This window comes from Streptomyces sp. NPDC058662 (assembly GCF_042716255.1).
Taxonomy (GTDB): Bacteria; Actinomycetota; Actinomycetes; order Streptomycetales; family Streptomycetaceae; genus Streptomyces.
Map to the genome: position 1 here is coordinate 17766 of NZ_JBHXRU010000021.1, position 26458 is coordinate 44223.

The 26458-nt window shown below is 72.5% G+C and carries 22 protein-coding genes, 1 tRNA gene and 1 riboswitch; of the genes, 9 read left to right on the forward strand and 14 right to left on the reverse strand.

The features are described from left to right. The first annotated feature begins 7 nt into the window (after nt 1–7). Nucleotides 8–1381 (forward strand): diaminopimelate decarboxylase, encoded by a 1374-nt coding sequence (locus ACFWUQ_RS10715; RefSeq protein ID WP_384535744.1) that lies wholly within the window; start codon nt 8–10, stop codon nt 1379–1381. A gap of 30 nt (nt 1382–1411) precedes the next feature. Here ACFWUQ_RS10715 and ACFWUQ_RS10720 read toward each other — a convergent pair whose 3' ends face one another. Then, entirely contained in the window at nt 1412–2254 is an 843-nt protein-coding gene (locus ACFWUQ_RS10720) for a MurR/RpiR family transcriptional regulator (RefSeq protein ID WP_384535746.1), read from the reverse strand. Between the two features lie 156 nt (nt 2255–2410). Between ACFWUQ_RS10720 and ACFWUQ_RS10725 the strand changes: the two genes are divergently transcribed. Then, nucleotides 2411–2791: a hypothetical protein gene (locus ACFWUQ_RS10725; RefSeq protein WP_384535749.1), complete on the forward strand. Its 381-nt coding sequence runs from the start codon at nt 2411–2413 to the stop codon at nt 2789–2791. A 448-nt stretch (nt 2792–3239) separates the two neighbouring features. On the opposite strand, the gene ACFWUQ_RS10730 is transcribed toward ACFWUQ_RS10725, so the two are convergent. Then, nucleotides 3240–4625: a cystathionine beta-synthase gene (locus tag ACFWUQ_RS10730; protein WP_384535847.1), complete on the reverse strand. Its 1386-nt coding sequence runs from the start codon at nt 4623–4625 to the stop codon at nt 3240–3242. A 127-nt stretch (nt 4626–4752) separates the two neighbouring features. On the opposite strand from ACFWUQ_RS10730, the gene ACFWUQ_RS10735 reads away from it, so the two are divergent. The 3 genes from ACFWUQ_RS10735 to ACFWUQ_RS10745 all read left to right on the forward strand — a co-directional run bounded on the left by ACFWUQ_RS10735 (nt 4753) and on the right by ACFWUQ_RS10745 (nt 8587). After that, nucleotides 4753–5772, forward strand: a complete 1020-nt coding sequence (locus ACFWUQ_RS10735) for an SGNH/GDSL hydrolase family protein (RefSeq protein WP_384535751.1) — start codon at nt 4753–4755, stop codon at nt 5770–5772. Between the two features lie 301 nt (nt 5773–6073). Then, a complete protein-coding gene (locus ACFWUQ_RS10740; RefSeq protein WP_384535754.1) occupies nt 6074–7294 on the forward strand; it encodes an acetyl-CoA C-acetyltransferase in 1221 nt (406 codons plus the stop codon). A gap of 486 nt (nt 7295–7780) precedes the next feature. Then, entirely contained in the window at nt 7781–8587 is an 807-nt protein-coding gene (locus tag ACFWUQ_RS10745; RefSeq protein ID WP_384535850.1) for a hypothetical protein, read from the forward strand. Here ACFWUQ_RS10745 and ACFWUQ_RS10750 read toward each other — a convergent pair. Further along, nucleotides 8571–8906 carry a hypothetical protein gene (locus tag ACFWUQ_RS10750; RefSeq protein WP_384535757.1) on the reverse strand — a complete coding sequence of 112 codons (336 nt, stop codon included), beginning with the start codon at nt 8904–8906 and terminating at the stop codon, nt 8571–8573. The two genes, ACFWUQ_RS10745 and ACFWUQ_RS10750, sit on opposite strands and share 17 nt — an antisense overlap. A 103-nt stretch (nt 8907–9009) precedes the next feature. Here ACFWUQ_RS10750 and ACFWUQ_RS10755 point away from each other — a divergent pair, with 103 nt between their 5' ends. Next, nucleotides 9010–9240, forward strand: a complete 231-nt coding sequence (locus tag ACFWUQ_RS10755; RefSeq protein WP_384535759.1) for a DUF4287 domain-containing protein — start codon at nt 9010–9012, stop codon at nt 9238–9240. A gap of 108 nt (nt 9241–9348) precedes the next feature. Here the strand turns inward: ACFWUQ_RS10755 and ACFWUQ_RS10760 are convergent, their stop codons facing one another. Both ACFWUQ_RS10760 and ACFWUQ_RS10765 read right to left on the reverse strand, forming a co-directional pair. Beyond that, nucleotides 9349–10203 carry a Bax inhibitor-1/YccA family protein gene (locus tag ACFWUQ_RS10760; RefSeq protein WP_384535761.1) on the reverse strand — a complete coding sequence of 285 codons (855 nt, stop codon included), beginning with the start codon at nt 10201–10203 and terminating at the stop codon, nt 9349–9351. A gap of 158 nt (nt 10204–10361) precedes the next feature. Continuing rightward, nucleotides 10362–10443 (reverse strand) — tRNA-Leu (locus tag ACFWUQ_RS10765). Nucleotides 10444–10929: 486 nt separating this feature from the next. On the opposite strand from ACFWUQ_RS10765, the gene ACFWUQ_RS10770 reads away from it, so the two are divergent. Both ACFWUQ_RS10770 and ACFWUQ_RS10775 read left to right on the forward strand, forming a co-directional pair. Further along, nucleotides 10930–11703, forward strand: coding sequence for an ABC transporter ATP-binding protein (locus ACFWUQ_RS10770; protein WP_384535764.1), 774 nt, complete (start codon nt 10930–10932; stop codon nt 11701–11703). A 60-nt stretch (nt 11704–11763) separates the two neighbouring features. Next, entirely contained in the window at nt 11764–14313 is a 2550-nt protein-coding gene (locus ACFWUQ_RS10775; protein WP_384535766.1) for an ABC transporter permease, read from the forward strand. A gap of 97 nt (nt 14314–14410) precedes the next feature. Here the strand turns inward: ACFWUQ_RS10775 and ACFWUQ_RS10780 are convergent, their stop codons facing one another. From ACFWUQ_RS10780 to ACFWUQ_RS10820, 9 genes are all read right to left on the reverse strand, one after another. Further along, a complete protein-coding gene (locus tag ACFWUQ_RS10780; RefSeq protein ID WP_384535768.1) occupies nt 14411–15793 on the reverse strand; it encodes a class I SAM-dependent methyltransferase in 1383 nt (460 codons plus the stop codon). A gap of 157 nt (nt 15794–15950) precedes the next feature. Next, nucleotides 15951–17327: an NAD(P)/FAD-dependent oxidoreductase gene (locus ACFWUQ_RS10785; protein WP_384535769.1), complete on the reverse strand. Its 1377-nt coding sequence runs from the start codon at nt 17325–17327 to the stop codon at nt 15951–15953. Between the two features lie 411 nt (nt 17328–17738). After that, nucleotides 17739–18680, reverse strand: coding sequence for an exopolyphosphatase (locus ACFWUQ_RS10790; RefSeq protein ID WP_384535772.1), 942 nt, complete (start codon nt 18678–18680; stop codon nt 17739–17741). Further along, on the reverse strand, nt 18677–19252 hold the full coding sequence (locus ACFWUQ_RS10795) for a DUF501 domain-containing protein (RefSeq protein ID WP_384535775.1): 576 nt from the start codon (nt 19250–19252) through the stop codon (nt 18677–18679). The genes ACFWUQ_RS10790 and ACFWUQ_RS10795 overlap by 4 nt, the downstream gene beginning before the upstream one ends. 79 nt (nt 19253–19331) lie before the next feature. After that, nucleotides 19332–19820: a septum formation initiator family protein gene (locus ACFWUQ_RS10800; RefSeq protein ID WP_384535778.1), complete on the reverse strand. Its 489-nt coding sequence runs from the start codon at nt 19818–19820 to the stop codon at nt 19332–19334. Nucleotides 19821–19924: 104 nt separating this feature from the next. After that, complete coding sequence (gene eno, locus ACFWUQ_RS10805; protein WP_384535780.1) at nt 19925–21211, reverse strand: phosphopyruvate hydratase; 1287 nt, start codon at nt 21209–21211, stop codon at nt 19925–19927. A gap of 274 nt (nt 21212–21485) precedes the next feature. Next, on the reverse strand, nt 21486–22181 hold the full coding sequence (locus ACFWUQ_RS10810) for a transglycosylase family protein (protein WP_384535783.1): 696 nt from the start codon (nt 22179–22181) through the stop codon (nt 21486–21488). A gap of 2 nt (nt 22182–22183) precedes the next feature. Further along, nucleotides 22184–22357: riboswitch (cyclic di-AMP (ydaO/yuaA leader) on the reverse strand. 276 nt (nt 22358–22633) lie between these two features. Next, a complete protein-coding gene (locus ACFWUQ_RS10815; RefSeq protein WP_384535786.1) occupies nt 22634–23710 on the reverse strand; it encodes a transglycosylase family protein in 1077 nt (358 codons plus the stop codon). 92 nt (nt 23711–23802) lie between these two features. Further along, on the reverse strand, nt 23803–25119 hold the full coding sequence (locus ACFWUQ_RS10820; RefSeq protein WP_384535789.1) for a cytochrome P450: 1317 nt from the start codon (nt 25117–25119) through the stop codon (nt 23803–23805). Between the two features lie 121 nt (nt 25120–25240). Between ACFWUQ_RS10820 and ACFWUQ_RS10825 the strand changes: the two genes are divergently transcribed. Further along, nucleotides 25241–26452, forward strand: coding sequence for a globin domain-containing protein (locus tag ACFWUQ_RS10825; RefSeq protein WP_384535792.1), 1212 nt, complete (start codon nt 25241–25243; stop codon nt 26450–26452). Nucleotides 26453–26458 lie beyond the last annotated feature (6 nt).

Sequence of the window (26458 nt, forward strand, 5' to 3'; positions counted from 1 at the left end):
GAAGGTGATGGAGTGGGCGGCGGGAGGTACGGACGTGGGTGGAGCCGGGGCGGACGGTGCCGGGCGGCGGGAGCGCGCCGTGCGGGCCGCCGTCGAACAGGGGCTGGTGGGCGCGGACGATCCGCTCGTCTGCCTGCTGGACACGGCCGGCATCCGGGCCGCCGCGGCCGGGCTGACCGCCGCCTTCGCCGCCGCCGTGCCGCCCGGCACCCCCGTGCTGCACGCCTTCGCGGTGAAGGCCGCCCCGCTCGTCCCCGTACTGCGGCTGCTCGCGGACGCCGGACTCGGTTGCGAGGCGGCCGGCCCCGGCGAGCTGGCGCTGGCCCGGGCGGCGGGGGTACCGGCCCGGGACACCGTCCTGGACTCCCCCGCCAAGACCGTCGCGGAACTCCGCGACGCCCTCGCGGCGGGCGTCGCCGTCAACGTCGACAACCCCCAGGAACTGGAGCGCCTCGACGCCCTCCTCGCCACGGCCCCGGCCGGCGCCCCCCGGCCGCGGATCGGGCTCCGGATCAACCCGCAGACCGGCGCGGGCTCGATCGCCGCGCTGTCCACCGCGACGGCGACCTCCAAGTTCGGGATCCCCCTGCGCGACCCGGGAGCGCGCGCCTGGCTCGTACGGGCCTTCGCCGACCGGCCCTGGCTGACCCGCCTGCACACCCACTCGGGCTCCCAGGGCGTACCGCTGGCGCTGATCGCGCAGGGCGTGCGGGAGCTGCACGCCCTGGCCGAGGAGGTCAACCGCACCGTCGGGCGCCGCCAGGTCGACACCCTCGACATCGGCGGAGGCCTGCCGGTCGACTTCTCCCGTGACACGGGCGGGCCGACGTACGGGCAGTACGTGGCCGCCCTGCGCGCCGCGGTACCGGCGCTCTTCGACGGCTCGTACGGCCTGGTGACCGAGTTCGGCCGGTCCCTGCTGGCCCGGCACGGCCTGGTCCTCGCCCGGGTGGAGTACACGAAGACCGCCGGGGGCCGGGCCGTCGCCGTCACCCACGCGGGGGTCCAGCTGGCGACCCGCACCGTGTACGCCCCGGCGGCGTGGCCGCTGCGCATCCTGCCGTTCGACGCGGACGGCGCGCCCAAGACCGGGCCGCCGCTCGCCCAGGACATCGCGGGCCCGGCCTGCTTCGCCGGCGACCTGCTGGCCTCGGCCCGCGAACTGCCGGAACTGGCCCCGGGCGACCTGATCGCCGTCCCCGACACGGGGGCGTACTTCTTCACGGCCCACTACGGCTACAACAGCCTCCCGCGGCCCGCCGTCCACGGCTTCTCGCTCACGCCGCCGGGCGGGGTCCGCTTCACGGTGGTCCGGCCGGGGCAGCCGGTCGCGGACATCGTGGCGGAGGCGGGCGCGGCGTTCCGCGACGCGCTGCTGTAGCCCCTCCCGGCACCCCGCCGCCGGGGACGGCTACTCCACGAACAGGCCGCGCGCGGCGGCCCGGGCGTCGAAGGCCTCCAGCCGTGCCTGCGCGTCCGGCAGCGCGTCCGCCATCGCCTCCAGGAGGACCCGCCCCAGCAGCATCGGCGCGCACGCCGTGTCGAAGGCCAGCCCCGTCCCGACCGGCGCCGGGATCAGCAGGTCCGAGTGGCGGGCCACCGGCGCGAAGGCAGAGTCCGCGACGGTCACCACCGTAAGGCCGTCCCCCCGGGCGCGTTCCAGGGTCTCCACGACCTCCCGGGGATGGCGGGGCAGCGCGAAGCAGAGCAGCGCCGTGGCCCCGTCGGCGCGGGCCGCGTCGATACGGTCCTCCAGCATCGAGCCGCCCTCGTCGAGGAGCCGCACGTCCGGGTGCACCTTGGCGGCGAAGTACGCGAAGCCGCGGGCCTGGGACGACGCCGCCCGCAGCCCCAGCACCGGCAGCGGGGCCGACGCGGCGAGCAGCCGCCCGGCCTCCTGGACCGGGGCGGGGTCGGCGAGCGCCGCGGACAGCTGCCGCAGGTTCTCGATCTCGCCCTGCACGGCCTGCTGGTACTCGTTGTACGCGTCCCCGTGCGGTACGCCGGTCCGTTCGGCGGGGGCCACGTCGCGCAGGTGGCGGCGGAGCGCGGGGTAGCCGTCGAATCCCAGCGCCACCGCGAAGCGGGTCACCGAGGGCTGGCTCACGCCGGCCAGCTCGGCGAGCTCCACGCTCGACAGGAACGGCACCTCGGCGGCGCCGCGCACCATGCAGTGCGCGATACGCCGCTGGGTCGGCGTCAGCCGGTGCCCCTCGAACAGTTTCTGCAGACGCGCTGCCGGGCTGTCGCTCATCCCGCCCCCTCCGTTCCCGTCCCGCCCCGTCCCCGGTGGCTATTCAGTCACGGAGCACTCTGCATGCGCTTATGCAGCTCGGCAACCCGCGCCCACGATCCGGATACGGGGGCCAGCCCCAGTGCGGGGGCCCGCACGCGTTCCTACGGTGGAGGGATGGACGCCCAAGATCTGAAGAAGGAACTCGACGCGACCCTGGACGCCCGGCGGGAGCTGGGTCCGGAGTACGAGGCCGCACTGGTGGACTCGTTCGTCGAGAAGGTGGACACGCAGGTCCGTCGCCGGCTGGCCGAGGAGCGCCTGGCCGCCGCCCGCGGGGACGGGCCCGCGGCGCGCCCCGCCGCGGGGGACGCGAACTTCGGCGAGCGCTTCGGCTTCGCCATCATCACGCTGGTGCTGGCGATCCCGCTGTCCGCCATCGGCGCCACGCAGGCCGGGGGACTGGAGGGACTGCTGGTGACGTGGGCGGGGATCGTCGGCGTGAACTTCATCCACGCCCGCAAGCGCCTGCGCCGCACCCGCCCGGCCTCGGACTGACGGCACCGGCGCGCGGGCCCGGGCCGCCGGGCCGCTCCTGGGCCGGTGCCGCGGGCCCGCGCCGGGGAAAAGCACGCGGGGACCGCCGCACCCCGGTCGCCCGGGGGCGGGACGACGGCGGTCCCCGCGAGGACACGGGCCGGGTCAGGGCCGTCCGCGTCCATGGCGTCCACGCGGTCCGGGAGCCGCTCCGGAGTCGCGCAACGCCGTTTCGTGGCGCCGGCCGGGGTTCCGGTCTCCCGGTCCTCCCTGCCGACGACCACCACTGTGCCGGAACCGTGTTAAGCCGGTGCTGCCGTCACGTGACGGGCCCGTACCGATCACGCGACGGGCCCGTTCCGATCACGCGACGGCGGTGGTGCTGTACCGAAGGCACCGCCCGCACCGGAGGCACCGCCCGTACCGCCCGCACCGCCCGGCACCGTCCCCGTACCGCCCGCCGCAGGTGCTACTTCGCGCCCTTGGCCAGGAACGCCAGCAGGTCCTGGCGGCTGACGACACCGGTGGGCTTGCCCTCCACCAGCACGATCGCCGCGTCCGCCTCGCCGAGCACCGCCATCAGCTCGGACACCGGCTCGCCGGAGCCGACCTGCGGGAGCGGGGCGCTCATGTGCTTCTCCAGCGGGTCGCCGAGCGAGGCGCGCTGCGCGAACAGCGCGGCCAGCAGTTCCTTCTCGACGACGGAGCCGATGACCTCTGCGGCCATCACGTCCGGGTGGCCGGCGCCCGGCTTGACGATCGGCATCTGCGAGACGCCGTACTCGCGCAGGACCTCGATCGCCTCGCCCACGGTCTCCTCGGGGTGCATGTGGACGAGGGACGGCATGGCGCCCTCCTTGTCCGCGAGCACGGCGCCGATCCGCGCGGCGGGACCGGCCTCCTCCAGGAAGCCGTGCCCGGCCATCCACTCGTCGCTGAAGATCTTGCTCAGGTAGCCGCGGCCGCTGTCGGGCAGCAGGACGACGACCACGTCGTCCGGGCCCAGGCCCTCGGCCGCGCGCAGGGCGGCGACGACCGCCATGCCGCAGGAGCCGCCGACGAGCAGTCCCTCCTCCTTGGCCAGGCGGCGCGTCATCTGGAAGGAGTCCTTGTCGGACACCGCGATGATCTCGTCGGTGACGTTCGGGTCGTAGGCGGTCGGCCAGAAGTCCTCGCCGACGCCCTCGACGAGGTACGGGCGCCCGGAGCCGCCGGAGTAGACCGAGCCCTCCGGGTCGGCGCCGATGACCTTGACCTTGCCGCCGCTGACCTCCTTGAGGTAGTTGCCGGTGCCGGAGATGGTGCCGCCCGTGCCGACGCCCGCGACGAAGTGGGTGATCTTCCCCGCGGTCTGCTCCCACAGTTCGGGACCGGTGGTCTCGTAGTGCGAACGGGGGTTGTTCGGGTTGCTGTACTGGTCGGGCTTCCAGGCCCCCGGCGTCTCGCGCACGAGGCGGTCGGAGACGTTGTAGTACGAGTCCGGGTGGTCCGGGTCGACGGCGGTCGGGCAGACCACGACCTCAGCGCCGTACGCCCGCAGGACGTTGATCTTGTCCAGGGACACCTTGTCGGGGCAGACGAAGATGCACTTGTAGCCCTTCTGCTGGGCCACGATGGCGAGTCCTACCCCCGTGTTGCCGCTGGTCGGCTCCACGATGGTGCCGCCGGGCTTGAGGGCTCCGCTCTGCTCGGCGGCCTCGATCATCCGTACGGCGATCCGGTCCTTCACGGATCCACCGGGATTGAAGTACTCGACCTTGGCAAGGACGGTGGCCCGCAGGCCTTCGGTCACACGGTTGAGCTTCACCAGCGGGGTGTTGCCGACGAGGCTGATCATCGAGTCGTGGAATTGCACCATGTTCTCCAAGGAGGGGACTCCACGGGTTCTCCGGGAGGTCCGGCCAGAGTATGCGGAAAGGGATTGACCGACCGTCCGTACGGGGCAGGAAGGTCAACGAGGACCGAAGGAGGTGGCCTGAAGGGTGTCCAGGGCGAGAACGGCCCGCCGCATCGCGGCGGGGGCGGCGTACGGCGGGGGCGGCCTCGGGCTGGTCGGGGTCGCCGCGGTGGGGCTGGTACTGGCCGAGGTGCAGTTCGCCAAGCGGACGGTCGGCAGCGGGCTGCCGGATCCGCCGCGCGCGGACGGGCTGTACGGGAGCGAGTTCGGCGGCCCCGAGCAGAGCCCCGGGCCGCTGCGCCTGGGCATGCTGGGCGACTCGACGGCGGCCGGCCTCGGCGTGCGGCGGGCCCGGCAGACGCCGGCGGCCCTGCTGGCCTCGGGGCTGGCGGCGGTGGCGGAGCGGCCGGTGGAGCTGCGCAATGTCGCGCTCTCGGGTGCCATGTCGGACGACCTGGACCGCCAGGCGGGCCTCCTGCTGGACAGCGGGGGGCCGGCCCCGGACGTATGCGTGATCATGATCGGCGCGAACGACGTGACGCGCCGGATGCCGCCCACCCAGTCCGTACGGCTGCTGACCACCGCGGTGCGCAGGCTGCGGCTCGCGGGCGCCGAGGTCGTGGTGGGCACCTGCCCGGACCTGGGCACGATCGAGCCGGTGTACCAGCCGCTGCGCTGGGTGGCCCGCCGGGTCTCGCGCCAGCTGGCCGCCGCGCAGACCATAGGGGTGGTCGCGCTGGGCGCCCGTACGGTCTCCATGGGGGACCTGCTCGGCCCCGAGTTCGCCGCGAACCCGCGCGAGATGTTCGGCCCGGACTCCTACCACCCCTCCGCGGAGGGGTACGCGACCGCGGCCATGGCCGTGCTGCCGACCCTGTGCGCGGCGCTCGGCGTGTGGCCGGAGTCGGACCGGCTGGACGTGTCCCGCGACGAGGACATGCTCCCGGTGGCCGAGGCGGCGTCCGCCGCGGCGGGCCAGGCGGGTACGGAGGTCACGGCCGCGCGCGGGCCCTGGGCTCTGCTCAAGCACCGCCGCCGGCGGCGGCTGCCGGGCGAGGACCCGACCCACACCCCGGCCCCGGCCCCGGAGACCCCGGTGTCCTGACCCGGGCGCTCCCGGGCGCTCCCCGGGGGCCCGGCTGCCCCGGGGAGCGCCCGGGAACGCCCGGCCCCGGGGCGGGGGCACACTGGAGTCGGACGGCCCAGGGCCCGGCGCCGCGGGCCCGCGCGGAGCCCGCGCGGAGCCGGGGGCGGCGCGGTCCGGCGCCGCGCCGCGGGCCACCGCGTACCCGTCGGTCGCGCGGGAGCGACCGGCATCACACCGCAAGGCCGGTGACCTCGACCGTACGGGGCGGTAACTTCGCTTGCGGTCCCGGTTAGAGCCGCAACACACCCTTGGAGCCCCGATGCCCGAAGCCGTCATCGTTTCCACCGCCCGGTCGCCCATCGGACGCGCCGGCAAGGGGTCGCTCAAGGACGTCCGCCCGGACGACCTGACCGCGACGATCATCCAGGCCGCGCTCGCCAAGGTCCCGGGGCTGGACCCGCGCGACATCGACGACCTGATGCTGGGCTGCGGCCTCCCCGGCGGCGAGCAGGGCCACAACCTGGGCCGCGTCGTGGCCGTGCAGATGGGCATGGACCACCTGCCGGGCCTGACGGTCACCCGTTACTGCTCCTCCTCGCTCCAGACCTCGCGGATGGCCCTGCACGCCATCAAGGCGGGCGAGGGCGACGTCTTCATCTCCGCGGGCGTCGAGATGGTCTCCCGGTTCGCCAAGGGCTCCTCGGACGGCCTCCCGGACACGCACAACCCGCTCTTCGCCGAGGCGGAGGCCCGTACGGCCGCGGTCGCGCAGAGCGAGGGCAGCTCCTGGCACGACCCGCGCGAGGACGGCCTGATCCCGGACGCGTACATCTCGATGGGCCAGACGGCCGAGAACCTGGCGCGCGTCAAGGGCGTGACCCGCCGGGACATGGACGAGTTCGGCGTGCGCTCGCAGAACCTGGCCGAAGAGGCCATCAAGAACGGCTTCTGGGCCCGCGAGATCACCCCGGTCACGACCCCGGACGGCACGGTCGTCTCCGCCGACGACGGTCCGCGCGCCGGAGTGACCCTGGAGGGCGTCGAGGGCCTCAAGCCCGTCTTCCGCCCGGACGGCCTGGTCACGGCCGCCAACTGCTGCCCGCTGAACGACGGCGCCGCGGCGCTGGTCATCATGAGCGACACCAAGGCGCGGGAGCTGGGCCTGACCCCGCTGGCGCGGATCGTCTCCACCGGCGTCACCGGCCTCTCCCCCGAGATCATGGGCCTGGGCCCGGTCGAGGCCTCCCAGCAGGCGCTGCGACGGGCCGGCCTGACCGTCGGGGACATCGACCTGTTCGAGATCAACGAGGCCTTCGCGGCGCAGGTCATCCCGTCCTACCGGGACCTGGACATCCCGCTCGACAAGCTGAACGTCAACGGCGGGGCCATCGCCGTCGGTCACCCGTTCGGGATGACCGGCGCGCGCCTCACCGGCACTCTGATCAACAGCCTGCAGTTCCACGACAAGCAGTTCGGCCTGGAGACGATGTGCGTGGGCGGCGGCCAGGGCATGGCCATGGTCATCGAGCGGCTGAGCTGAGCCGTAGCGGAGGGTAGGGGTCGCCCGAGGCACGAGGGCGGCACCTGCCCGCAACGGTGGCGAAGCACAGCGCGACCAAGGTCATCGAGCGGCTGAGCTGAGCCGTAGCGGAGGGTAGGGGTCGCCCGAGGCACGAGGGCGGCACCTGCCCGCAGCGGTGGCGAAGCACAGCGCGACCAAGGTCATCGAGCGGCTGAGCTAGGCGCATGGCAAGCGCCGCAAGGGGTCCGGGTGGGTGCCTTGCGGCGTACTGACGCCGAATCTAATCCGGTCGCGGCCGACCTGTGACCGAATCTCCCCCAGGATGTGACCTATCTCCTGGGGGATCGGCATATATGCAGGTCAGAGGACGTTCGGCGCGGCCCTGTGTGACCAAAGCCCTGTCCAATTCGTGACGTAATGCACTGCACACCATTCCCATGCCGGGACACTCTGATGTAGGAAGTCGGGGGATCGAATCACATCAGGAGTTAGTCAGTGAGCGCCATGTCTCTTGCCCTACTGCTGACCACGGCCGCTGCCACGGCCGTGGGCGCTGCTGCGCTGCACGCCGTCCACGGCCTGCGCAAGCAGGTCACCGCCCTGCGCGGGGAGCTGGCGGTGTCGGCCCACCCCCGCGGTGCGACCGTTCCGCACGCCCGCCACGCCGTGGAGTCCCCCGCCGCGGAGATACGGGCCGCCGTGGCGGAGGCCCTCGCCGAGGAGCGCGAGCGCGAGCTGGCCGAGGCGCGCGCCTTCTGGGCCGCGCAGGAGGCCCGTGACGCCGCGGACGCGCCGTCGCTGCTGGGCGGCCTGCCCGGGCTCGGCGAGGACGCCCCGCTCTTCCTGCCCCGGCAGGCGGACCTGGTCGGCCTGGAGCCGCTGCTGGGCGAGGAGCTGGCCGAGGAGTACCCCGAGGACTCGGCGGAGCTGGCCGCCGCCCGCCGGCGCCACCCCTCGCACCCGGACTTCGTACCCGTCCAGGCCTCGCACCCCGGCGCGGACCACGAGCGCACGGTGAGCCGTCTGGAGGAGCTCGCGGAGGCCCGTACGGCCCTCGCGGACGTCCGTCCGGGCCCGCTGGGCACGCTCGACGTGTACGTCTTCACGGACGGCACCACGCTGTGCATGACCCCGGGCCACCGGGAGACCGCGGAGCGCCTGGCCGAGGCCCTGCGCTCGGGCACCGCGCCCGTACTGCTGGGCGGCTCGGGCATCTCGGGCGCCTACGCGCTGACCTTCTCGTGCGGCGACTCCGAGGACCCGGACAGCAACGTCTACATCCTCGCGGACCGCGTCATCGCATCGCTCTGACTTCCGCCTGCTCCACCAGTCGAACGGCCTCGTCCAGCAGTACGGACGGGGCCTTCGCGCCGTCCGGGGCGGCGTGTTCGCGCAGTGCCTGCGCGAGGTCGGTGCCGGCCACCTGGAGCTGGTCCCCCACGACGAAGACCCCCGCGTCCGGAAGCTCCCGCTCCGGGCCTCCTTCGAGCCGCTGCGCCCGCGCCGCGAGCTCGCGGGCCAGGTCCAGCGCCACGGCCGCCGCCCCCCGCGCCAGGCGGCTCTGCGGAGCCGCCCTCAGCCGGTCGGCGAAGCGTTCCACGACGGCGGTCAGGGGTGAGGTATCGAGCACGCGGCTGACCCTACGCGCCGTGCGGGCACCATTGCCAACGGGCGGACGCTCGGGCACGGTGGCGTGAAGAGAGAACAGCACGGCGATACCTCCGGAGGCGCCCATGTCCGTAGAGTTCTCCGAGCAGACCCACCGCAACATGATCGACAGAATCCCCCGGGCCACCGGCCGCGAGCTCTCCGACTGGCTGCGCGCCGTCGACGAGGGCCCCTCCCTGCTCCGCTTCGAGGAGAAGGTGAGCTGGCTCCTCGGCGCGCACGAGCTGTCGTACGGCCAGGCCAAGGCGATCATCCACGAGTACGACCTGCGCAGGGCCGCACGCCGCTTCGGCTGAGCCCCGCGTCCCGTGCGGTGCCGCGCGGAACGCGGGAAGGCCCCGCGAGCGGTGTGCTCGCGGGGCCTTCCCCTTGCTGTGTGCCGACGGGCCCGCGGGCCGGTCCGGCTAGTCGTCGCCCGAGAGGATCTGGAAGATGCGCAGCATCTCGATGTAGATCCAGACCAGCGTCGTGGTGAGGCCGAAGGCGGCGAGCCAGGCCTCCTCGCGCGGGGCGCCGTAGGCCACGCCGTCCTCGACCTGCTTGAAGTCCAGGGCGAGGAAGCAGGCACCGAGGATGACGCCGAGGGCGCCGAACAGCAGGCCGAGGCCGCCGCTGCGGAAGCCCAGGCCGTCGCCGCCCGCGAAGACGGAGAAGAGCAGGTTCGTCAGCATGAGCAGCATGAAGCCGAGGGCCGCCGCCATGACGAAGCCGGTGAAGCGGCGGGTGACGCGGATCCAGCGCATCTTGTACGCGAAGAGCACGGCGGCGAACACGCACATCGTGCCCATCACGGCCTGGATGACCACGCCGGGGCCCATGTAGGTGCTCACGGTCGCGCTGAGCACGCCGAGGAAGACGCCCTCGAAGGCCGCGTAGGCGAGGATCAGGCCGGGCGAGGCCTTGCTCTTGAAGGACTGGATCATCGCGAAGACGAACGCGACGAGCATCGCGCCGATGGCGATGCCGTACGACGCCCCGAGGTTGGCGGGGTCGACCGGCAGCGCGATCCAGGCGAGGGTCGCGGTCACGATAAGCGTGCCGAGCGTCATGGCCGTACGGCTCACGACGTCGTCCATGGTCATCGCGTTGGTGTGCGCCGGCGCCTGCGGCATGCCCGTCGCCGGGTCGGTCGCGTACGGGTTCGTCGCGTAGGGGTTCGCTGCCCCGGCCTGCTGGTGCTGCTGGGCGTCGAAGCCCGCGTAGCCACCGTTGTCGCGGCTGAACCCCCGTCGCGAGAAGACCGGGTTACTGCTCCTCATCTCACTCCTCCGTGGCCACCGAGCGCGGCCTTAGCAACAAGAGTAATGCGCTCGCAAAGAAAGCACCCTACTGCTGGAGGAGGATCTTAGGAGAAGGGGCGGCGAAGCGCAGGGGGATAAAGAGCGGAACACGTACGGAACACGTACGGGCCGCGGAGTACCCGGAACCGGACTCGAACCGGCACGGCCCGAAGGCCAGCGAGGTTTAAGCTCGCCGTGTCTGCATTCCACCATCCGGGCAAGGCGTGCGGCCCCCGCGGGAAAATCCTTGAACGCCGGGGTCGAGCCTATCCGGATCGATTGGGCGGCCGTCGGGCCGCGTATGCGATGTTGTCTGATTTTATTGGCGCTTGAGGGTGCGTCAGACCCGAGAACGCGGGGTCGGCCCGTTCTGGACGGCAATCGGCGCCTGGTCGGGAATGACGGGATTTCGATGGCCCGCGCCACCCTCGCGCCACCCCGTCCGCCACCCCCGGAGCCGCCCCCGTCCCCCGGCATCCCGCGGCCCGCCGGCCCCGCGATTGGCCCCCGGCCGCCCGCCCCCGTCCCCCGGCCGTCGGGGTACATGTCATACCAGAGGAGGAGGCCGAGGCCGCCGCGGTCAACCTCCAGTGGGCCGGAGAACGGGCACCGCGGCTGATCCGCGGCGGGGGTGGCCGCGTCGAGGATGAGGGGGTCCCCGCAGATCACGGACCCCACCGGTCCGCCGCCCAAGGAGTCGCCCCCGTGACCACCACGAACTACGCCCCGCACACCGCCCAGGCCGTGGCCGCGCGCGCCTCGGGGCTCTCCAAGGTGTACGGCCAGGGCGAAACCCAGGTGGTCGCCCTGCACAAGGTCTCCGTGGACTTCGCCCAGGGCCAGTTCACCGCGATCATGGGCCCCTCGGGCTCCGGCAAGTCCACCCTGATGCACTGCGTCGCCGGACTGGACACCTTCTCCGACGGCTCCGTCCGCATCGGCGACACCGAGCTGAGCACCCTCAAGGACAAGCAGCTCACGCAGCTGCGCCGGGACAAGATCGGCTTCATTTTCCAGGCCTTCAACCTGCTGCCGACCCTGACGGCCCTGGAGAACATCACGCTCCCCATGGACATCGCGGGCCGCAAGCCGGACCAGCAGTGGCTGGACACCGTGATCCGCATGGTCGGCCTCTCGGACCGCCTCGGCCACCGCCCCACCCAGCTCTCCGGCGGCCAGCAGCAGCGCGTGGCGGTCGCCCGCGCCCTGGCCTCCCGCCCGGAGATCATCTTCGGCGACGAGCCCACCGGGAACCTGGACTCCCGCTCCGGCGCCGAGGTCCTGGGCTTCCTGCGCAACTCGGTCCGCGACCTGGGCCAGACCGTCGTCATGGTCACCCACGACCCGGCCGCCGCGTCCTACGCCGACCGCGTCATCTTCCTGGCCGACGGCGAGATCGTCGACGAGATGCTCAGCCCCACCGCCGACGGGGTGCTGGACCGCATGAAGGCCTTCGACGCCAAGGGCCGTACGAGCTGACCCGGGGCCGGCCGCCCCCGTAGCCCTCCGCCGCACCTCCAGCCCCAGGACTGAGATCCCATGTTCCGTACCGCCCTGCGCAACGTCCTCGCGCACAAGGCCCGACTGCTGATGACGGTGCTCGCCGTCACCCTCGGCGTCGCCTTCGTCTCCGGCACCCTCGTCTTCACCGACACCCTCAACAAGGCCCTCTCCGGCCAGTCCGCCAAGAGCTTCGACGGGGTCGCCGTCTCCGTCACCTCGTCCGGCCAGACCCGCGACGAGGACGGCCGGAAGGAGGGCGAGCCCGGCATCGGACAGCAGACCCTCGACAGGGTCAAGGGCGTCAAGGGCGTCGACACCGTCTCCGGCCGGGTCTCCGGCTTCGCCGGCGTCGGCGACGAGAAGGGCAAGCTGATCGGCTCCGGCTGGTCCAACCGGGGCGCGAACTTCGCCCCCGTCAAGGACGGCAAGGACCCCCGCTACACCTTCACCGACGGCGCCGGGCCGGCCGCGGCCGACCAGATCGCCCTCGACAGGGCGACCGCGAAGCAGGGCGGGTACGAGGTCGGCGACACGGTCCGCGTCGCGACCAACGGGCCCGTGAAGGAGTACGCCCTCAAGGGCGTCTTCACCACCGAGGACGGCTCCGTCAACGCGGGCGGCAGCCTGGTCCTCTTCGACACCGCCGTCGCCCAGCAGCTCTACCTCCAGCCCGGCTACTACCAGGAGCTCCTGGTCAGCGCCCAGAAGGGCGCCTCCGCCGACCGGCTGCTGGCCGACATCGAGCCGCTCATCGACTCCACGACCACCAAGGCCCAGACCGGCGCAGCCCTCGCGGCCGAGCAGGCCAAGGCCATCGAGCGGGAGATGAGCGGCTTCAGCACCGCGCTGCTGATCTTCGCGGGCATCTCCCTCTTCGTCGGCGTGTTCCTGATCTACAACACCTTCACCATGCTGGTGGCCCAGCGCACCAAGGAGCTTGCCCTGCTGCGCGCCGTCGGAGCCAAGCGCGGCCAGGTCATGCGCTCGGTGCTGGCCGAGGCGGGCCTCGTCGGCGTCATCTCCGCCACCATCGGCCTGGTCAGCGGCATCGGCCTGGCCGTCGGCATGCGCGTCCTGATGAACGTCCTCGACGCCAAGATCCCCGCCGGCGAGCTCGTCATCGCCCCCGGCACGATCGTCTCCGCGCTGGTCGTGGGCCTGGTCGTCACCGTCCTCGCCGCGCTCGTGCCGGCCTGGCGGACCGGCCGGATCCCCCCGGTCGCCGCCATGGGCAGCGCCCACCTGCCGGCCAGCGCGAAGTCCCTGATGCTGCGCAACATCTTCGGCATCCTGCTCGGCCTGGCCGGCTTCGGCATCACCTTCCTCGGCGTCTCCATGGCCAGCGACGGCCGCTACGTGGTGGCCGCCGGCGGGTTCTTCCTGATGCTCGCCCTGATCGTGCTGCTCCCGCTGCTCTCCCGGCCGGTCATCGCCGCCGTCCGCCCCGTCCTGGAGCGCGTCTTCGGAGTCCCGGGCAAGCTCGCGGCGCAGAACGCGGTCCGCAACCCGCGCCGTACCGCCGTCACCGCCGCCTCGCTGGCCATCGGCCTGACCCTGGTCACCTCGATGTCGGTGCTCGGCATCACCCTGGGCAAGGCCGTGGACCGGATGAGCACGGACAAGCTCAAGGCCGACTACAAGGTCTCCATGTCCGGCGGCATGGGCGGCCTCGACCCGTCCGTGACCGAGACCCTGGCCAAGGCCCCCGGTATCAAGGCGGTCTCCCCGCAGACGGCCGGCTACGTCAAGGTCGGCGAGGACTTCCGCTCGGTCTCGGGCGTCAACCCGGCCTCGATCGGCGACATGCTGAACATCCAGGTCGTCGGGGGCAGCCTCGACAGCCTGGCCCGCGGCGAGATCGCGGTGGCGCAGAAGACCGCGGCCTCGCAGAACCTGTCGGTGGGCGCTGTCCTGCCGGTCCAGTACGACGACGGCAGCAAGGGCGAGCTGAAGGTCGGCGCCGTCTACAAGGAGCTGGAGGGGCTGCTGTCCCCGTACGTCATCGACGACGCGGTGCTGCGCGCCCACAGCGAGGACCCGTACCTCCCCGAGGTGTACGTCAACACCACCGGCGGCGACTCGAAGGCGGGCCAGGCGGCGGTCATCGACGCGCTCGGCAAGAACCCGGCGATCACCGTCGCCACCCAGCAGGACATCCGCAACGAGATGGGCGGCATGATCAACCTGTCGCTGAACATCATGTACGGCCTGCTCAGCATGGCGCTGATCATCTCGGTGCTCGGCGTCGTCAACACCCTCGCGATGTCCGTCTTCGAGCGGACCCAGGAGATCGGCATGCTGCGTGCGGTCGGCCTCGACCGGGGCCGGGTGAAGAACATGATCCGCCTGGAGTCCGTGGTCATCTCGCTCTTCGGCGCGGTGCTCGGCGTCGCGATCGGCGTCTTCCTCGCCTGGGCCGGCGGCACCACCTTCCGCAAGTCGGTCCCCGGCTACGAACTGATCCTCCCGTACGACCGGATCGGCGTCTTTCTCCTGTCCGCCGCCCTGGTCGGCGTCCTGGCCGCCATGTGGCCGGCCCGCAGCGCCGCCCGGCTGAACATGCTGACGGCCATCAAGACCGAGTAGCGCCGGCGGCGCGGTGACGCACGAGGGCCCCGGGGCGTGTCGCCCCGGGGCCCTTCCGCGCCGCCGGACGGACCGGGCCCGGGCCCGGTCCGCCTGCTCAGCCGCCCCAGGTCCGCAGGCGCAGCGGCAGTCCGGCGTCCCCGCCCGCCGCGGACCGCACCGCGAGCACCTGGTTGACGCCGAGCCGGCCCCGCTCGAAGCCGAGCGCCGACGCCGCCATGTACAGCTGCCAGACCCGGGCCCGTCCGGGCGAGGTCAGCCGGACCGCCTCGTCCCAGTGGGCCTCCAGCCGCGCCACCCACGCCCGCAGGGTCAGCGCGTAGTGCTCGCGCAGCGCCTCCACGTCGCGCACCTCGAAACCGGCCCGCTCCAGCTCGCCGACGGTGGTGCCGAGCGGCGAGAGCTCCCCGTCGGGGAAGACGTACGCGTCGATGAACTCGTTGATCCGGTACGCCTCCTCGTCCCCCTGCGGCCGGCGGGCGATCTGGTGGTTGAGCAGCAGGCCGCCGGGCCGCAGCAGGGCGTGCAGGGTCCGGGCGTACTCGCGGTAGCGGTCGGCCCCGACGTGCTCGGCCATCCCGATGGACGAAACGGCGTCGTACGGGCCGTCCTTGACGTCGCGGTAGTCCTGGATCCGGATCTCCACCAGGTCCGCGAGGCCCTCCTCCGCGACCCGCTTGCGGGCGTACGCGGCCTGCTCCCGCGAGAGGGTGACCCCGGTGACGCGGGCTCCGTGCTCCCGGGCCGCGTGCAGCGCCAGCGAACCCCAGCCGCAGCCGACGTCCAGGAGCCGCTCACCGGGTCTCAGGGCGAGTTTGCGGCAGACCAGTTCGAGCTTGTCCCACTGGGCCTCCTCCAGCGTGGAGCCGGCGGTCCAGTAGGCGCAGGAGTACACCATCGAGGGGCCCAGCACCCGCTCGTAGAAGGCGTTGCCCACGTCGTAGTGGTGGCTGACGGCCTGCCGGTCGCGCGTTTTGGTGTGCCGCGTCCCGCCGCGCCGGGCGGCCTCCTCCGGCGGGGGCGCGGGCGCCGGCCACGGCCGCGCGAGGGCGACCAGATCCCGTACGGCGGCCCGCGCCCGCGGATCGGCCAGCAGCGCCGCCGGGGGCGCGGAGGACGGCTCCGCCGCCCGGTGCGCCCGCGCGCCCGGACGCAGGTCGCGGAGCCGGCCGCGGCGGTCCGCTGCCGGGGCGGGCGGCGCGGGCTCCCGATCCCGGGCCCACAGCAGGCCGCCCACCCGGTCCAGCAGCTCGAACAGGTCGCCCTCCACGGTGAGGTCGCCCGCCACCCAGGCGCGGGCCAGCCCCATCTCGCCGGGCCTCCACAGCAGCCGGCGCAGGGCGCGGCGGTTGCGGATGACGAGCACCGGCCCGGTGAGCGGGCCCGCCTCACTGCCGTCCCAGGTCCGGATGCGGACGGGCAGCGGTGTGCCCAGCAGGGTCTCGGCGACAACGGCCAGCCGCGGCGCGGCGTCGGTCATGGCGTACCTCCACGAAGGCTCCGGCCAAGCGGTCTACCCATCCCGGGCCGCGGATACGCCGAAGGGGCCGCCCGCACCACGGATGGCGGGCGGCCCCTTCGGGGACGTGCTGGGTTCTGCTCGGTCGTTCCCGGTCCGCCGCGGGGGCGGACCCGGTTCAGGAGGCCTTGGCCTTCTGGGCCGGCGCGACCGCGGCCGGGGCGGGCTTGGCGGCCTCGTAGAACTCCTCGCGCGGGGTCTCCAGCGCGCCGAGGGAGACGACCTCGCGCTTGAGGAACATGCCGAGGGTCCAGTCGGCGAAGACGCGGATCTTTCGGTTCCAGGTCGGCATGGCCATGCCGTGGTAGCCACGGTGCATGTACCAGGCGAGCCGGCCCTTGAGCTTGATCTTCGTCTTGCCCATGACGATCATCGCCACGCCCTTGTGGAGGCCGAGGCCCGCCACCGCACCCTTGTTGGAGTGGGCGTAGTCGGTCTGCGGGAAGCCCCGCATGCCCGAGATGACGTTGTCGCCGAGGACCTTGGCCTGGCGCAGCGCGTGCTGGGCGTTCGGCGGGCACCAGGCGTTCTCGACGCCGGCCTTGCGGGCGGCGAGGTCCGGCACCTGGGCGTTGTCGCCGGCGGTCCAGATGTAGTCCGTGCCCTTGACCTGGAGGGTCGGCTCGGCGTCGACGTGGCCGCGGGGGCCGAGCGGCAGGCCGTAGCGGGCCAGCACCGGGTTGGGCTTGACGCCGGCGGTCCAGACGATGGTGCTGGAGTCGACCTCAAGGCCGTTCTTCAGCACCACGTGGCCGTCCACGCAGGAGTCCATGGAGGTGTTGAGGTAGATCTCGATGCCGCGCGACTCAAGGTGCTCCTTGCCCCAGGTGCCGAGCTTGGGCCCGACCTCGGGAAGGATCTTGTCGGCCGCGTCGACCAGGATGAAGCGCATGTCCTCGCGCTTGACGCTGGAGTAGTACTTCGCGGCGTCGCGGGCCATGTCCTCGACCTCGCCGATGGTCTCCGCGCCGGCGAAGCCGCCGCCGACGAAGACGAAGGTGAGGGCCTTGCGGCGGACGTCCTCGTCCGTCGTGGACTCGGCCTTGTCGAGCTGCTCAAGGACGTGGTTGCGCAGGCCGATGCCCTCCTCGACACCCTTCATACCGATGCCCTGTTCGGCGAGGCCGGGGATCGGGAAGGTGCGGGAGACGGCGCCGAGCGCGATCACCAGGTAGTCGAAGGGCAGCTCGTACGCCTCGCCGACCAGCGGCGTGACGACGGCGACCTTGCGGTCCTGGTCGATGCTGGTGACCCGGCCGGTGAGAACCTCAGCCTTGGGCAGCACGCGTCGCAGCGGGACGACGACGTGCCGAGGCGAGATGCTGCCTGCGGCCACTTCGGGGAGGAAGGGCTGGTAGGTCATGTACGAGCGCGGGTCGACGACCGTGACGGTCGCCTCGCCGTAACGCATCTTCTTCATGATGCGCTTGGCTGCGTACAGGCCTACGTACCCACCTCCTACAACGAGGATCCTGGGACGCTCCGTGGTGCTCATGAGAACGAGTATCCAGCACCCTCAGGGGTGACGCTCGTGAGCCCCTTCACAAGGACCTGGGGACCCTCTGCTACACTCCGCCGCCCACGTGACCGAGGTCATGGCGCACAACGGGAACCACGGTGTAACGGGAGTCGTTGTAAACCCGTCCTGAACTGGCCCGTAGGCCCGCAAGCGGAGTGGACCACCGGCTTTCGTCCGTACCTCCGACACGGAACTCGCAGCCTCCGACATTCGCACGAACGCGCGAGGAAACGGGCCGGAACGGGTCGGGGAGGCCCCGAAGGACCTCCCCGTTGGCCCAACAGGCCTTTTTTCCTTGTGAAGAACTTCACGAACTTCGTTTGGATCACCGCGCCCGAGGCTCCCGCAGGGCCCTCCAGGCCCCCTCCCGGGCTCCTGAGGGGCCCCTCAGGCGATCGACCAGGCGATGCCGTCGAGGATGTCGTGCTCGGAGACGACGACCTCCGCCGCCCCGATGCGCTCCATGATCGCCAGCAGGACGAGGGCGCCGGCGCCGATCACGTCCACGCGGCCCGGGTGCATCACCGGGATCGCCGCGCGCTCGGCGTGGGTCAGCCGCAGCATCCGCCCGCTGATCTCCCGCACCTTCTCGTAGGGGATCCGGGAGTGGTGGATGGCCGCGGAGTCGTACGCGGGCAGGCCGAGCGCGATCGCGGCCACCGTGGTCACCGAGCCGGCCAGGCCCACCAGGGTGCGGGCCTCGCCGAGCGGCACCGTCCGGGCGGCCAGGTCCAGCGCCGCCTCGATGTCGGCGCGTACGGCGGCGACCTGGGCCCCGGTCGGGGGGTCGCTGACGACCCCGTCCGCGACCAGGTGGCGCTCGGTCATCCTGACGCAGCCCACGTCCACGGACCGGGCCGCCCGGACGTGCTCCTCGCCGACGACGAACTCGGTGGAGCCGCCGCCGATGTCCACCACGAGGAACGGCTTCTCCAGGTGGTCCGCGCCGGCCAGCTCCCGGGTGGCGCCGGTGAAGGAGAACTCGGCCTCCTGGTCGCCGGAGATCACCTCGGGCTCGACGCCCAGGATCTCCAGCACCCCCTGGACGAACACGTCCCGGTTCTCGGCGTCACGGGAGGCCGAGGTGGCCACGAAGCGCAGCCGCTCGGCGCCCAGTTCCTTGATGACGGCGGCGTACGCGCGGCAGGCGGCGAAGGTGCGTTCCAGCGCCTCCGGGGCCAGCCGACCGGTCCGGTCCACGTCCTGGCCCAGGCGGACGACGGTCATCCGCCGGTCGAGCTCGGTCATCGCGCCCGTCCGCGGGTCGCAGTCGGCGACCAGCAGGCGGATGGAGTTCGTACCGCAGTCGACGGCCGCGACCCGGGTCACTGCCCGGCTTCCGTCGGCGCGGCGGTCTCTCCGGTGCCGGGGTTCCCGGCCTTCTCCGCGCACGGGGTGACGCACGCGCCCTTGGCCCACCACTCGGGCAGCATCGCCAGCGCCTCGTCCCCGAACGGGTTCACACCCGGGCCGGCCGCCAGGGAGTGGCCGACCAGCACGTGCAGGCACTTCACCCGGTCCGGCATGCCGCCCGCGCTCGGGAAGCCCTGGAGGACCTCGATGGCGTCCCGGCGCCGGATGTAGTCCTCGTGCGCGGCCCGGTAGGCGGCGGCGAGCTGCGGGTCGTCGGCGAGTCGGGCCTGCATCTCCTTCATCACGCCGTTGGCCTCCAGCGTGCCGATCGCGGAGGCCGCGCGCGGGCACGTCAGGTAGTACAGCGTCGGGAAGGGGGTGCCGTCGGGGAGCCGCGGCGCGGTCTCCACCACGTCCGGCCGGCCGCAGGGGCAGCGGTGCGCGATGGCGCGCAGCCCGCGCGGCGGGCGGCCGAGCTGCTGCTCGAACGCCTCGATGTCCGCGTCGGTCGGCTCGGTCCGGTCGGTCTGGGGCGGGGGCGTCTGCATGCCTGGAGGAATTCTCTTCGTTCGCGGTTCTTTGACGGATGGGCTGGGGCGCCGCGCGCCGGCGGGCCCCGGTACGCGCTCAGTCGCCGGGGCGGTCGGCCTTGTCGACGCCGTCCCAGACATTCGAGTACCAGGGGCGGTCGGAGCCGGCCCGGCCGGTCCGGGGACGCTCGTCCGCGGCCGCCCCGGGGTCGGTCATGATGTAGCCGATCTCCCCCGGACGCAGGAAGTGCAGGTGCTTGCGCGCCTGCTGCTCCGCGTAGGCGTTGTCCTGCCAGCGGGCCTTCTCGTCGCGGAGCCGTTCGAGCCGGTCCCGCGCCGTGGCGGCGTCGCGCTGCTGCTTCGCGATCTCCGAGCGCTGGGAGACGTACTGGCGCATCGGGTACGCGAGGGCGACGACCAGGGTACAGAGGACGAGCACGAGGAGCGCCGCCCGGCCGGTGAGACGGCTGCGCCTGACCTGGCGCCGCGTCTGGGAGCGGTAGACGTGGGCGGCGGTCCGCTCACCGAGCTGCTTGAGCCTGGTCGCGGTGGAGAAGGTGGAGAACCGATCCCGGTTCCCGGCCATTGATCCCGCCTCCCCTGTGCGCACTACGCAATACGTCCCCGCACACGGTACGGGACCGAGTGCGGGGACGTACGGAGGCTAGGCGCAGCCTTCGGTCGGAGCTGTCAGCCCTTGAAGCGCGGGAACGCGGAACGGCCCGCGTACACGGCGGCGTCGTCGAGGATCTCCTCGATGCGCAGCAGCTGGTTGTACTTGGCGACGCGGTCCGAGCGGGCCGGGGCGCCGGTCTTGATCTGGCCGCAGTTCACGGCGACGGCGAGGTCGGCGATGGTGACGTCCTCGGTCTCACCGGAGCGGTGGGACATCATGCACTTGAAGCCGTTGCGCTGGGCCATCTCGACGGCGTCGAGGGTCTCGGTGAGGGAACCGATCTGGTTCACCTTCACGAGCAGGGCGTTCGCGGAGCCCTCCTCGATACCGCGGGCCAGGCGCTCCGGGTTGGTGACGAAGAGGTCGTCGCCGACGATCTGGACCTTGGCGCCCAGGCGGTCGGTGAGGGTCTTCCAGCCGGCCCAGTCGTCCTCGTACAGCGGGTCCTCGATGGAGACCATCGGGTACGCGGAGACGAGCTCCTCGTAGTACTCGGTCATCTCGGCGGCCGAGCGGGACTGGCCCTCGAACTCGTACTTGCCGTCCTTGTAGAACTCGGACGCGGCGACGTCGAGCGCGAGCGCGATGTCCTTGCCCGGGGTGTAGCCGGCCTGCTTGATGGCCTCGACGATGAGGTCGAGCGCGGCGCGGTTGGACTCCAGGTTCGGGGCGAAGCCGCCCTCGTCGCCCAGGCCGGTGGAGAGGCCCTTGGTGTGCAGGACCTTCTTGAGGGTGTGGTAGACCTCGGCACCCCAGCGCAGCGCCTCGGAGAAGGACTCCGCGCCGATCGGGGCGATCATGAACTCCTGGATGTCCACGTTGGAGTCGGCGTGCGACCCGCCGTTGAGGATGTTCATCATCGGAACGGGCAGCAGGTGCGCGTTCGGGCCGCCGAGGTAGCGGAACAGCGGGAGGTCCGAGGCCTCGGACGCGGCGTGCGCGACGGCGAGGGAGACGCCGAGGATGGCGTTGGCGCCGAGCGAGCCCTTGTTGTCGGTGGCGTCCAGGTCGAACATGGCCTGGTCGATCAGGCGCTGCTCGGTGGCGTCGTAGCCGACGAGCTCCGGGCCGATCTGCTCGATGACGGCGAGGACGGCCTTCTCGACACCCTTGCCGAAGTAACGGTTGGGGTCACCGTCACGGAGCTCGATGGCTTCGAATGCACCGGTGGAGGCGCCGGACGGAACTGCAGCACGGCCGGTGCTGCCATCGTCGAGGCCCACCTCGACCTCGACCGTGGGGTTGCCTCGGGAGTCCAGGATTTCCCGGGCTACGACGACGTCGATGGACGGCACGAGCATCTCCTTCTGGGATGTGACGCTGAGTGTGCGGTGGCGTGTCGGGCCGTGGGACGGCCCAGCCGCTTAGAGCCTAACCGGCTCCGGGCACTGGGCCCGCCGACCGCCCGGGTCCTGGGACGAAAAAGGGCCCGAATACCCGCGTTACGGGACATAAGGCCGCAGTTTTCAGGGGTTCTGACGGTGCGCATGCCGCCGCCCGGCGCGCGAGTGGACGCGCGCCGGGCGGGGGGACGGACCTGCCGTGTGCTCACGGCCGCGGCTGGTGCCGCGGTGTTCAGCTGAGCTTCAGCTTCTGACCCGGGAAGATGAGGTCGGCGTCCGGGACGATGTCCTTGTTCAGCTCGAAGAGCTTCTCCCAGCCGTCCGTGACGCCGTTGGCCTCGGCGATGGTGCCCAGGGTGTCGCCGGCCTTGACCTCGTACGAGCCGTTGCCGGTCTTCGGGGCCGCGGCGGCGGGGCGCTCGGAGCGGGTGGTGGGAGCCTCGGCGCGCTTGGTCTCCTGCTTGGGCGCGGCCTTCTGCTCGACCTTCTTGGACTCGGTCTTCTTCGACTCGGCCTTCGGCTTGGCCGGGGCCTCGGCGGCGCCGCCCGCGTAGGAGGAGTTCGACAGGCCCTTGCCGCAGTGCGGCCAGGCGCCCTTGCCCTGGCCCTTGAGGACCTTCTCGGCGACGGCTATCTGCTGCGCCTTCGAGGCCTGGTTGGCCTGCGCGGCGTACGCCTTGCCACCGAAGGCGGCCCAGGTGGAGGACGAGAACTGCAGGCCGCCGTAGTAGCCGTTGCCGGTGTTGATGGCCCAGTTGCCGCCGGCCTCGCACTGCGCGACGCGATCCCACTCGGAGGCGGTGGCGGCACTGGCGGTGCCGGCGGTCATCAGGGGTGCGGCGACGGCGACACCGGCGACGCCGGCGAGCGTGACGATACGGGCGGCCTTGTTGGCGCGACGGTGCTTGCCCTTGCCGGAAAGCAGCATGGAGTTCTCCTCACCGACGCCTACGAGGTGAGCTGTCGGGTTCGGGCGGATGAGTTGCCCGGCCGTGCGATCGGGTCGCACGTCTTAACCCCCAGCCGGTGGCGTGACCGTCTCTCAACGGCCGCTCCCGGCACTTACCTTGGTTCCCCCGCTCCTGCCTTCGGCGCTTGACGCGACGACTGTTCCCTCCGTCCGCCGGCAGGATTCGGCGATGCGGTCGAAGGAGCCCGCGGTGGCGAGCGATTCAGAAGGTAGACAGGTCTCCCCCCGATGTTCAACGAGCGCCATCGGGGAGAAACAGGCCCTACTTGCGTTCCTCCCGAGCGCGTTTGCGCAGGTGAGGCCGGGGTTTGCGGAAGCCCCGGGGCCGGACACGCCAGTTGACCGGAAGAGACACATGTCTCACTTACAGAATTCCGACAATCAGCGCGTACCGGACGCCCGAAGTGCCCCTATTCCGCGCTTAGATCCAGATTTTGGCCGGGCTTGATGAGGTCCGCGTCCTCGCCGATGACCTGCTCGTTGGCCGCGTAGAGCGCGTTCCAGCCCCCCTTGAGGCCGTTGGCGTCCGCGATCGTGGCCAGGCTGTCGCCGGCCCGGACGGTGTACGTGGGGTCCGACGCGGCGTCAGCCGTGACGGGCGCCTCCACGGCGGGGGCCCCGCGGTGCTTGCCGGCGCCCGCCGTCTGACCCGCGAGCTGCGCCGTCGGCGAGGTCGGGGCGCTCGGGGCGCTCGGGGAGGCCGGGGCGCTCGGGGCGCCGGGCGTCGCCGAGCCGTCGGGAACGCCGGGAAGGGCCGGGGCCGTCGGGTCGGCGGCCGGCGGGGTGACCGGCGGCGTGGTGGGCGCCGTCGGGTCCAGCGGGGTGGCGCCGGGCCCACCCGGGAGGACCGGGGCGGTCGGGTCGGCGGGCTGCACCGGGGCCGTGGTCGGGTCGTCCGGCGCCGGCATGACGGGCAGTCCGAGGGAGGGCGCCAGCGGGCCCTCCGGCGTGGTGGGCGACGGGCTCACGGCCGGGGCCGGGGTCGGCGCCCCGAAGTCGGTGGGGCGCGTACCGGTGCCGGTCGCCGGCACCGTGTCGTCCGGCCGGGACGGGGTGGGGCGCACGGGCTTGGCCTCGCCCGGCAGGCCGGGGTCGACCTCCGCGGCCGGACCCGACTGCGCCAGTCCGGCGGAGGAGGCGCACAGCGGCCACGCCTGCGGCCCCTGCGCGGCGAGCACGCGCTCGGCCACGGCTATCTGCTGGGACCGGCTCGCGAGGTCGGGCCGCTCGGCGAAGTCGAGGCCGCCGGCGTTGCGCCACTGGTCCTGCGTGAACTGGAGCCCGCCGTAGGCGCCGCTGCCGCTGTTGGCGCTCCACGCGCCACCGCTCTCGCACTCGGCGACCTTGTCCCATGTGGAGGTCTCGGCGGCGGTGGCACTGGTCGCCGCGAGCAGCGGCAGGGCCAGTGCGGAGCCGGCGACACCGGCGGTGACAACCAGGGCGGGTACCTGGCGGGGGCGTCTGTGGCGGCCGTTCCCGGAACGCATGAAGGTTCACCTTTCGCATAACGGCGGGGTAACGGCAGAACCTAGCGGGCCTCGAACGTTTGTCACAAGTTTCGACTGAAACTGACTTGAAGTCAGCCGTTTTCGCCCTGCTCCGGCAGCGTGAAACGGACCGGGAGGGTGCGCAGTCCGCGCATGATGAGCCCCCCGCGCCAGCGCAGTTCGGACACGTCCACGGCGAGCTCCAGATCGGGCAGGCGCGTCAGGAGGGTGGCGAGCGCCGTCTGCCCCTCCAGCCGGGCCAGCGGTGCACCGAGGCAGTAGTGGATGCCGTGCCCGTACCCCAGGTGCTGGTTGTCCGTCCGGGAGAGGTCCAGGGTGTCCGGTTCGGTGAACCGCTCCGGGTCGCGGTCGGCGGCCGCGAGGACGACCAGGACCGGGTCGCCGGCCGCGATCTCCTCGCCGCCCAGGGTGAGTTGGCGTGTGGCGAAGCGCCAGGTGGCCAGCTCCACCGGACCGTCGTAGCGCAGGAGTTCCTCCACCCCGGTCTCCAGCAGGCCGCGCTCGCCGGCTGCCAGGGAGCGCTGCAGCCGCCCGCGCTGGTCCGGGTTCATGAAGAGGGAGTGGACGCCGTTCCCGATGAGGTTCACGGTCGTCTCGAAGCCGGCGAACAGGAGGATGAAGGCCATCGCCGTGGCCTCGGCCTCCGTCAGGTGGTCGCCGTGGTCGCTCGCCCGGATCAGGTCCGAGATCAGATCATTGCCCAAGTCATCCCTTTTGCGATGAATGAGCTCCCCGAGATAGGCGCGCATCTGCTTCACCGAGCGGGCCACTCCCCCGCGCGGGCCACCGCCGTGGCGGATCATCATCCCGGCCCAGTCGCGGAAGTCGTCCTGGTCCTCGCGCGGTACTCCGAGCATCTCGCAGATGGCGTAGATGGGGAGCGGGAAGGCGAACTCGTGGATGAGATCCGCCTCCCCCCTCCCCCCGGCCTCCGCCTCGGCGCGGGCCCGCTCGACGAACGCGTCGATGAGGTGGTCGGTGAGCTCCTGCACCCGCGGCGTGAACTCGGCGACCCGGCGCGGGGTGAACGCCTTCGACACCAGCCGCCGCAGCCGCGTGTGGTCCGGCGGGTCGATGTTGAGCAGATGCGTCATCAGCTCCGCCTTGCGCTCGCCCGGGATGCCCGTCTTGCCCCGGGCGTGCGCGGGCTCGGCGTGGTGCGCCGGGTTCTTGCTGAGCCGCTGGTCGGCGAGGGCCTGGCGGGCGTCGGCGTACCGGGTGACCAGCCAGGCCTCCACGCCGCTGGGGAGCTTGGTGCGGTGCACCGGGGAGTGCTCGCGCAGCCAGGCGTAGGCGGGGTAGGGATCGGTCGCGAACTCCCAGTCGAACAGGGTCGGACCCTGGGCGGAGGGGGCGTCGGCTGGGACTGCGGGGTTCGGCTCGTGCACCCCACGACCGTATCCCGGCGCGCGTGCGCTGCCCCATATGGGGGGTTCGTCGCGGCTGTCCGTAGATCGGCCAGGTCTTGACCTGGCGGAGTCCGGCATTCCTACTGTCGGTCTTGTGGATGTGAGGATCTTGAAAAGCAGCTTCGCGGTGGTGGAGAGACGGGCCGAGCACACGGTCAAGTTCTTCTACTCCCACCTGTTCTGGCACAACCCCGGAGTCCGTGAGCTCTTCCCGGCCTCCTTCCAGGACATGGAGCGGCAGCGGGACCGGCTCTTCGCCGCGCTCACCCACGTCATCGCCCACCTGGAGCACGAGACCCTCCTGCCCTACCTCCGCGAGCTGGGACGCGACCACCGCAAGTTCCTGGTGGGCCCCGAGCACTACGCGGCGGTGGGGGCCAGCCTGCTCGCCGCCCTCGCCGAGACCTCCGGCGAGGCCTGGACCCCGTCCGTGGAGAAGGCCTGGACCGAGGCCTACCAGGTGATCGCCGACGCGATGGCGGCCGGGGCCGCCGCATCCGAGGACCCGCCCTGGTGGGACGCGGAGGTCGTGCGCCACCTCGGCTACGGACCGGACATCGGCGTCCTGACCCTGCGGCCGCACGCCCCCCTGCTCCACCTCCCCGGCCAGTACGTCAGCGTGAGCAGCGAGCGCGTGCCCCGGACCTGGCGCACGTACTCCGTCGCCAACGCCCCGCGCCCCGACGGCACCCTGGACCTGCACGTCAGCCGGATCGAGGGCGGCCGGGTCAGCACCGTGCTGGTCCGCGACACCCGGCCGGGCGAGGTGCTGCGGCTGGGCGCCCCCGGCGGGCAGCTGACATTCCGCCGCGAGGACCGGCCCGCCAGCCTCATAGCCGCCGGCACCGGCTGGGCGCCCGTCCGCGCCATCCTGGAGGACCTCGCGGCGCACCCTCCCGATCAGGACGTACGGCTCTTCCTCGTCGCGCGGGACGCCGCCCACCTCTACGACCGGCCGCTCGTCGACGCGTACGCCGCCGCCTGCCCCTGGCTCGCCGTCACCTACATCACGCCCGCTCCGGGGCAGCACCGCAACCAGGCCACCGACCGGCTCGCCACCGCGCTGAGCAACCGCGGCCTGTGGCCCGACCAGGACGTCTACCTCAGCGGTCCGCCGGTGTTCATCGAGGAGACCGCCCTCCTCCTGGAGGAGCTGGGCGCCCTGCCCGGCCGGATCTTCTACGACACGGTCCCCGTCGGCGGCTCCGGCCACGGCGCGGGCGGGCGCCCCCTGGGCTTCGGCGAGTGGTTCCTCAGCCGTCCGGGCCCGCACTGGCACAACCCCTCCGGCCGCGCCCCGCGCGCCCGTTGAGCCGGT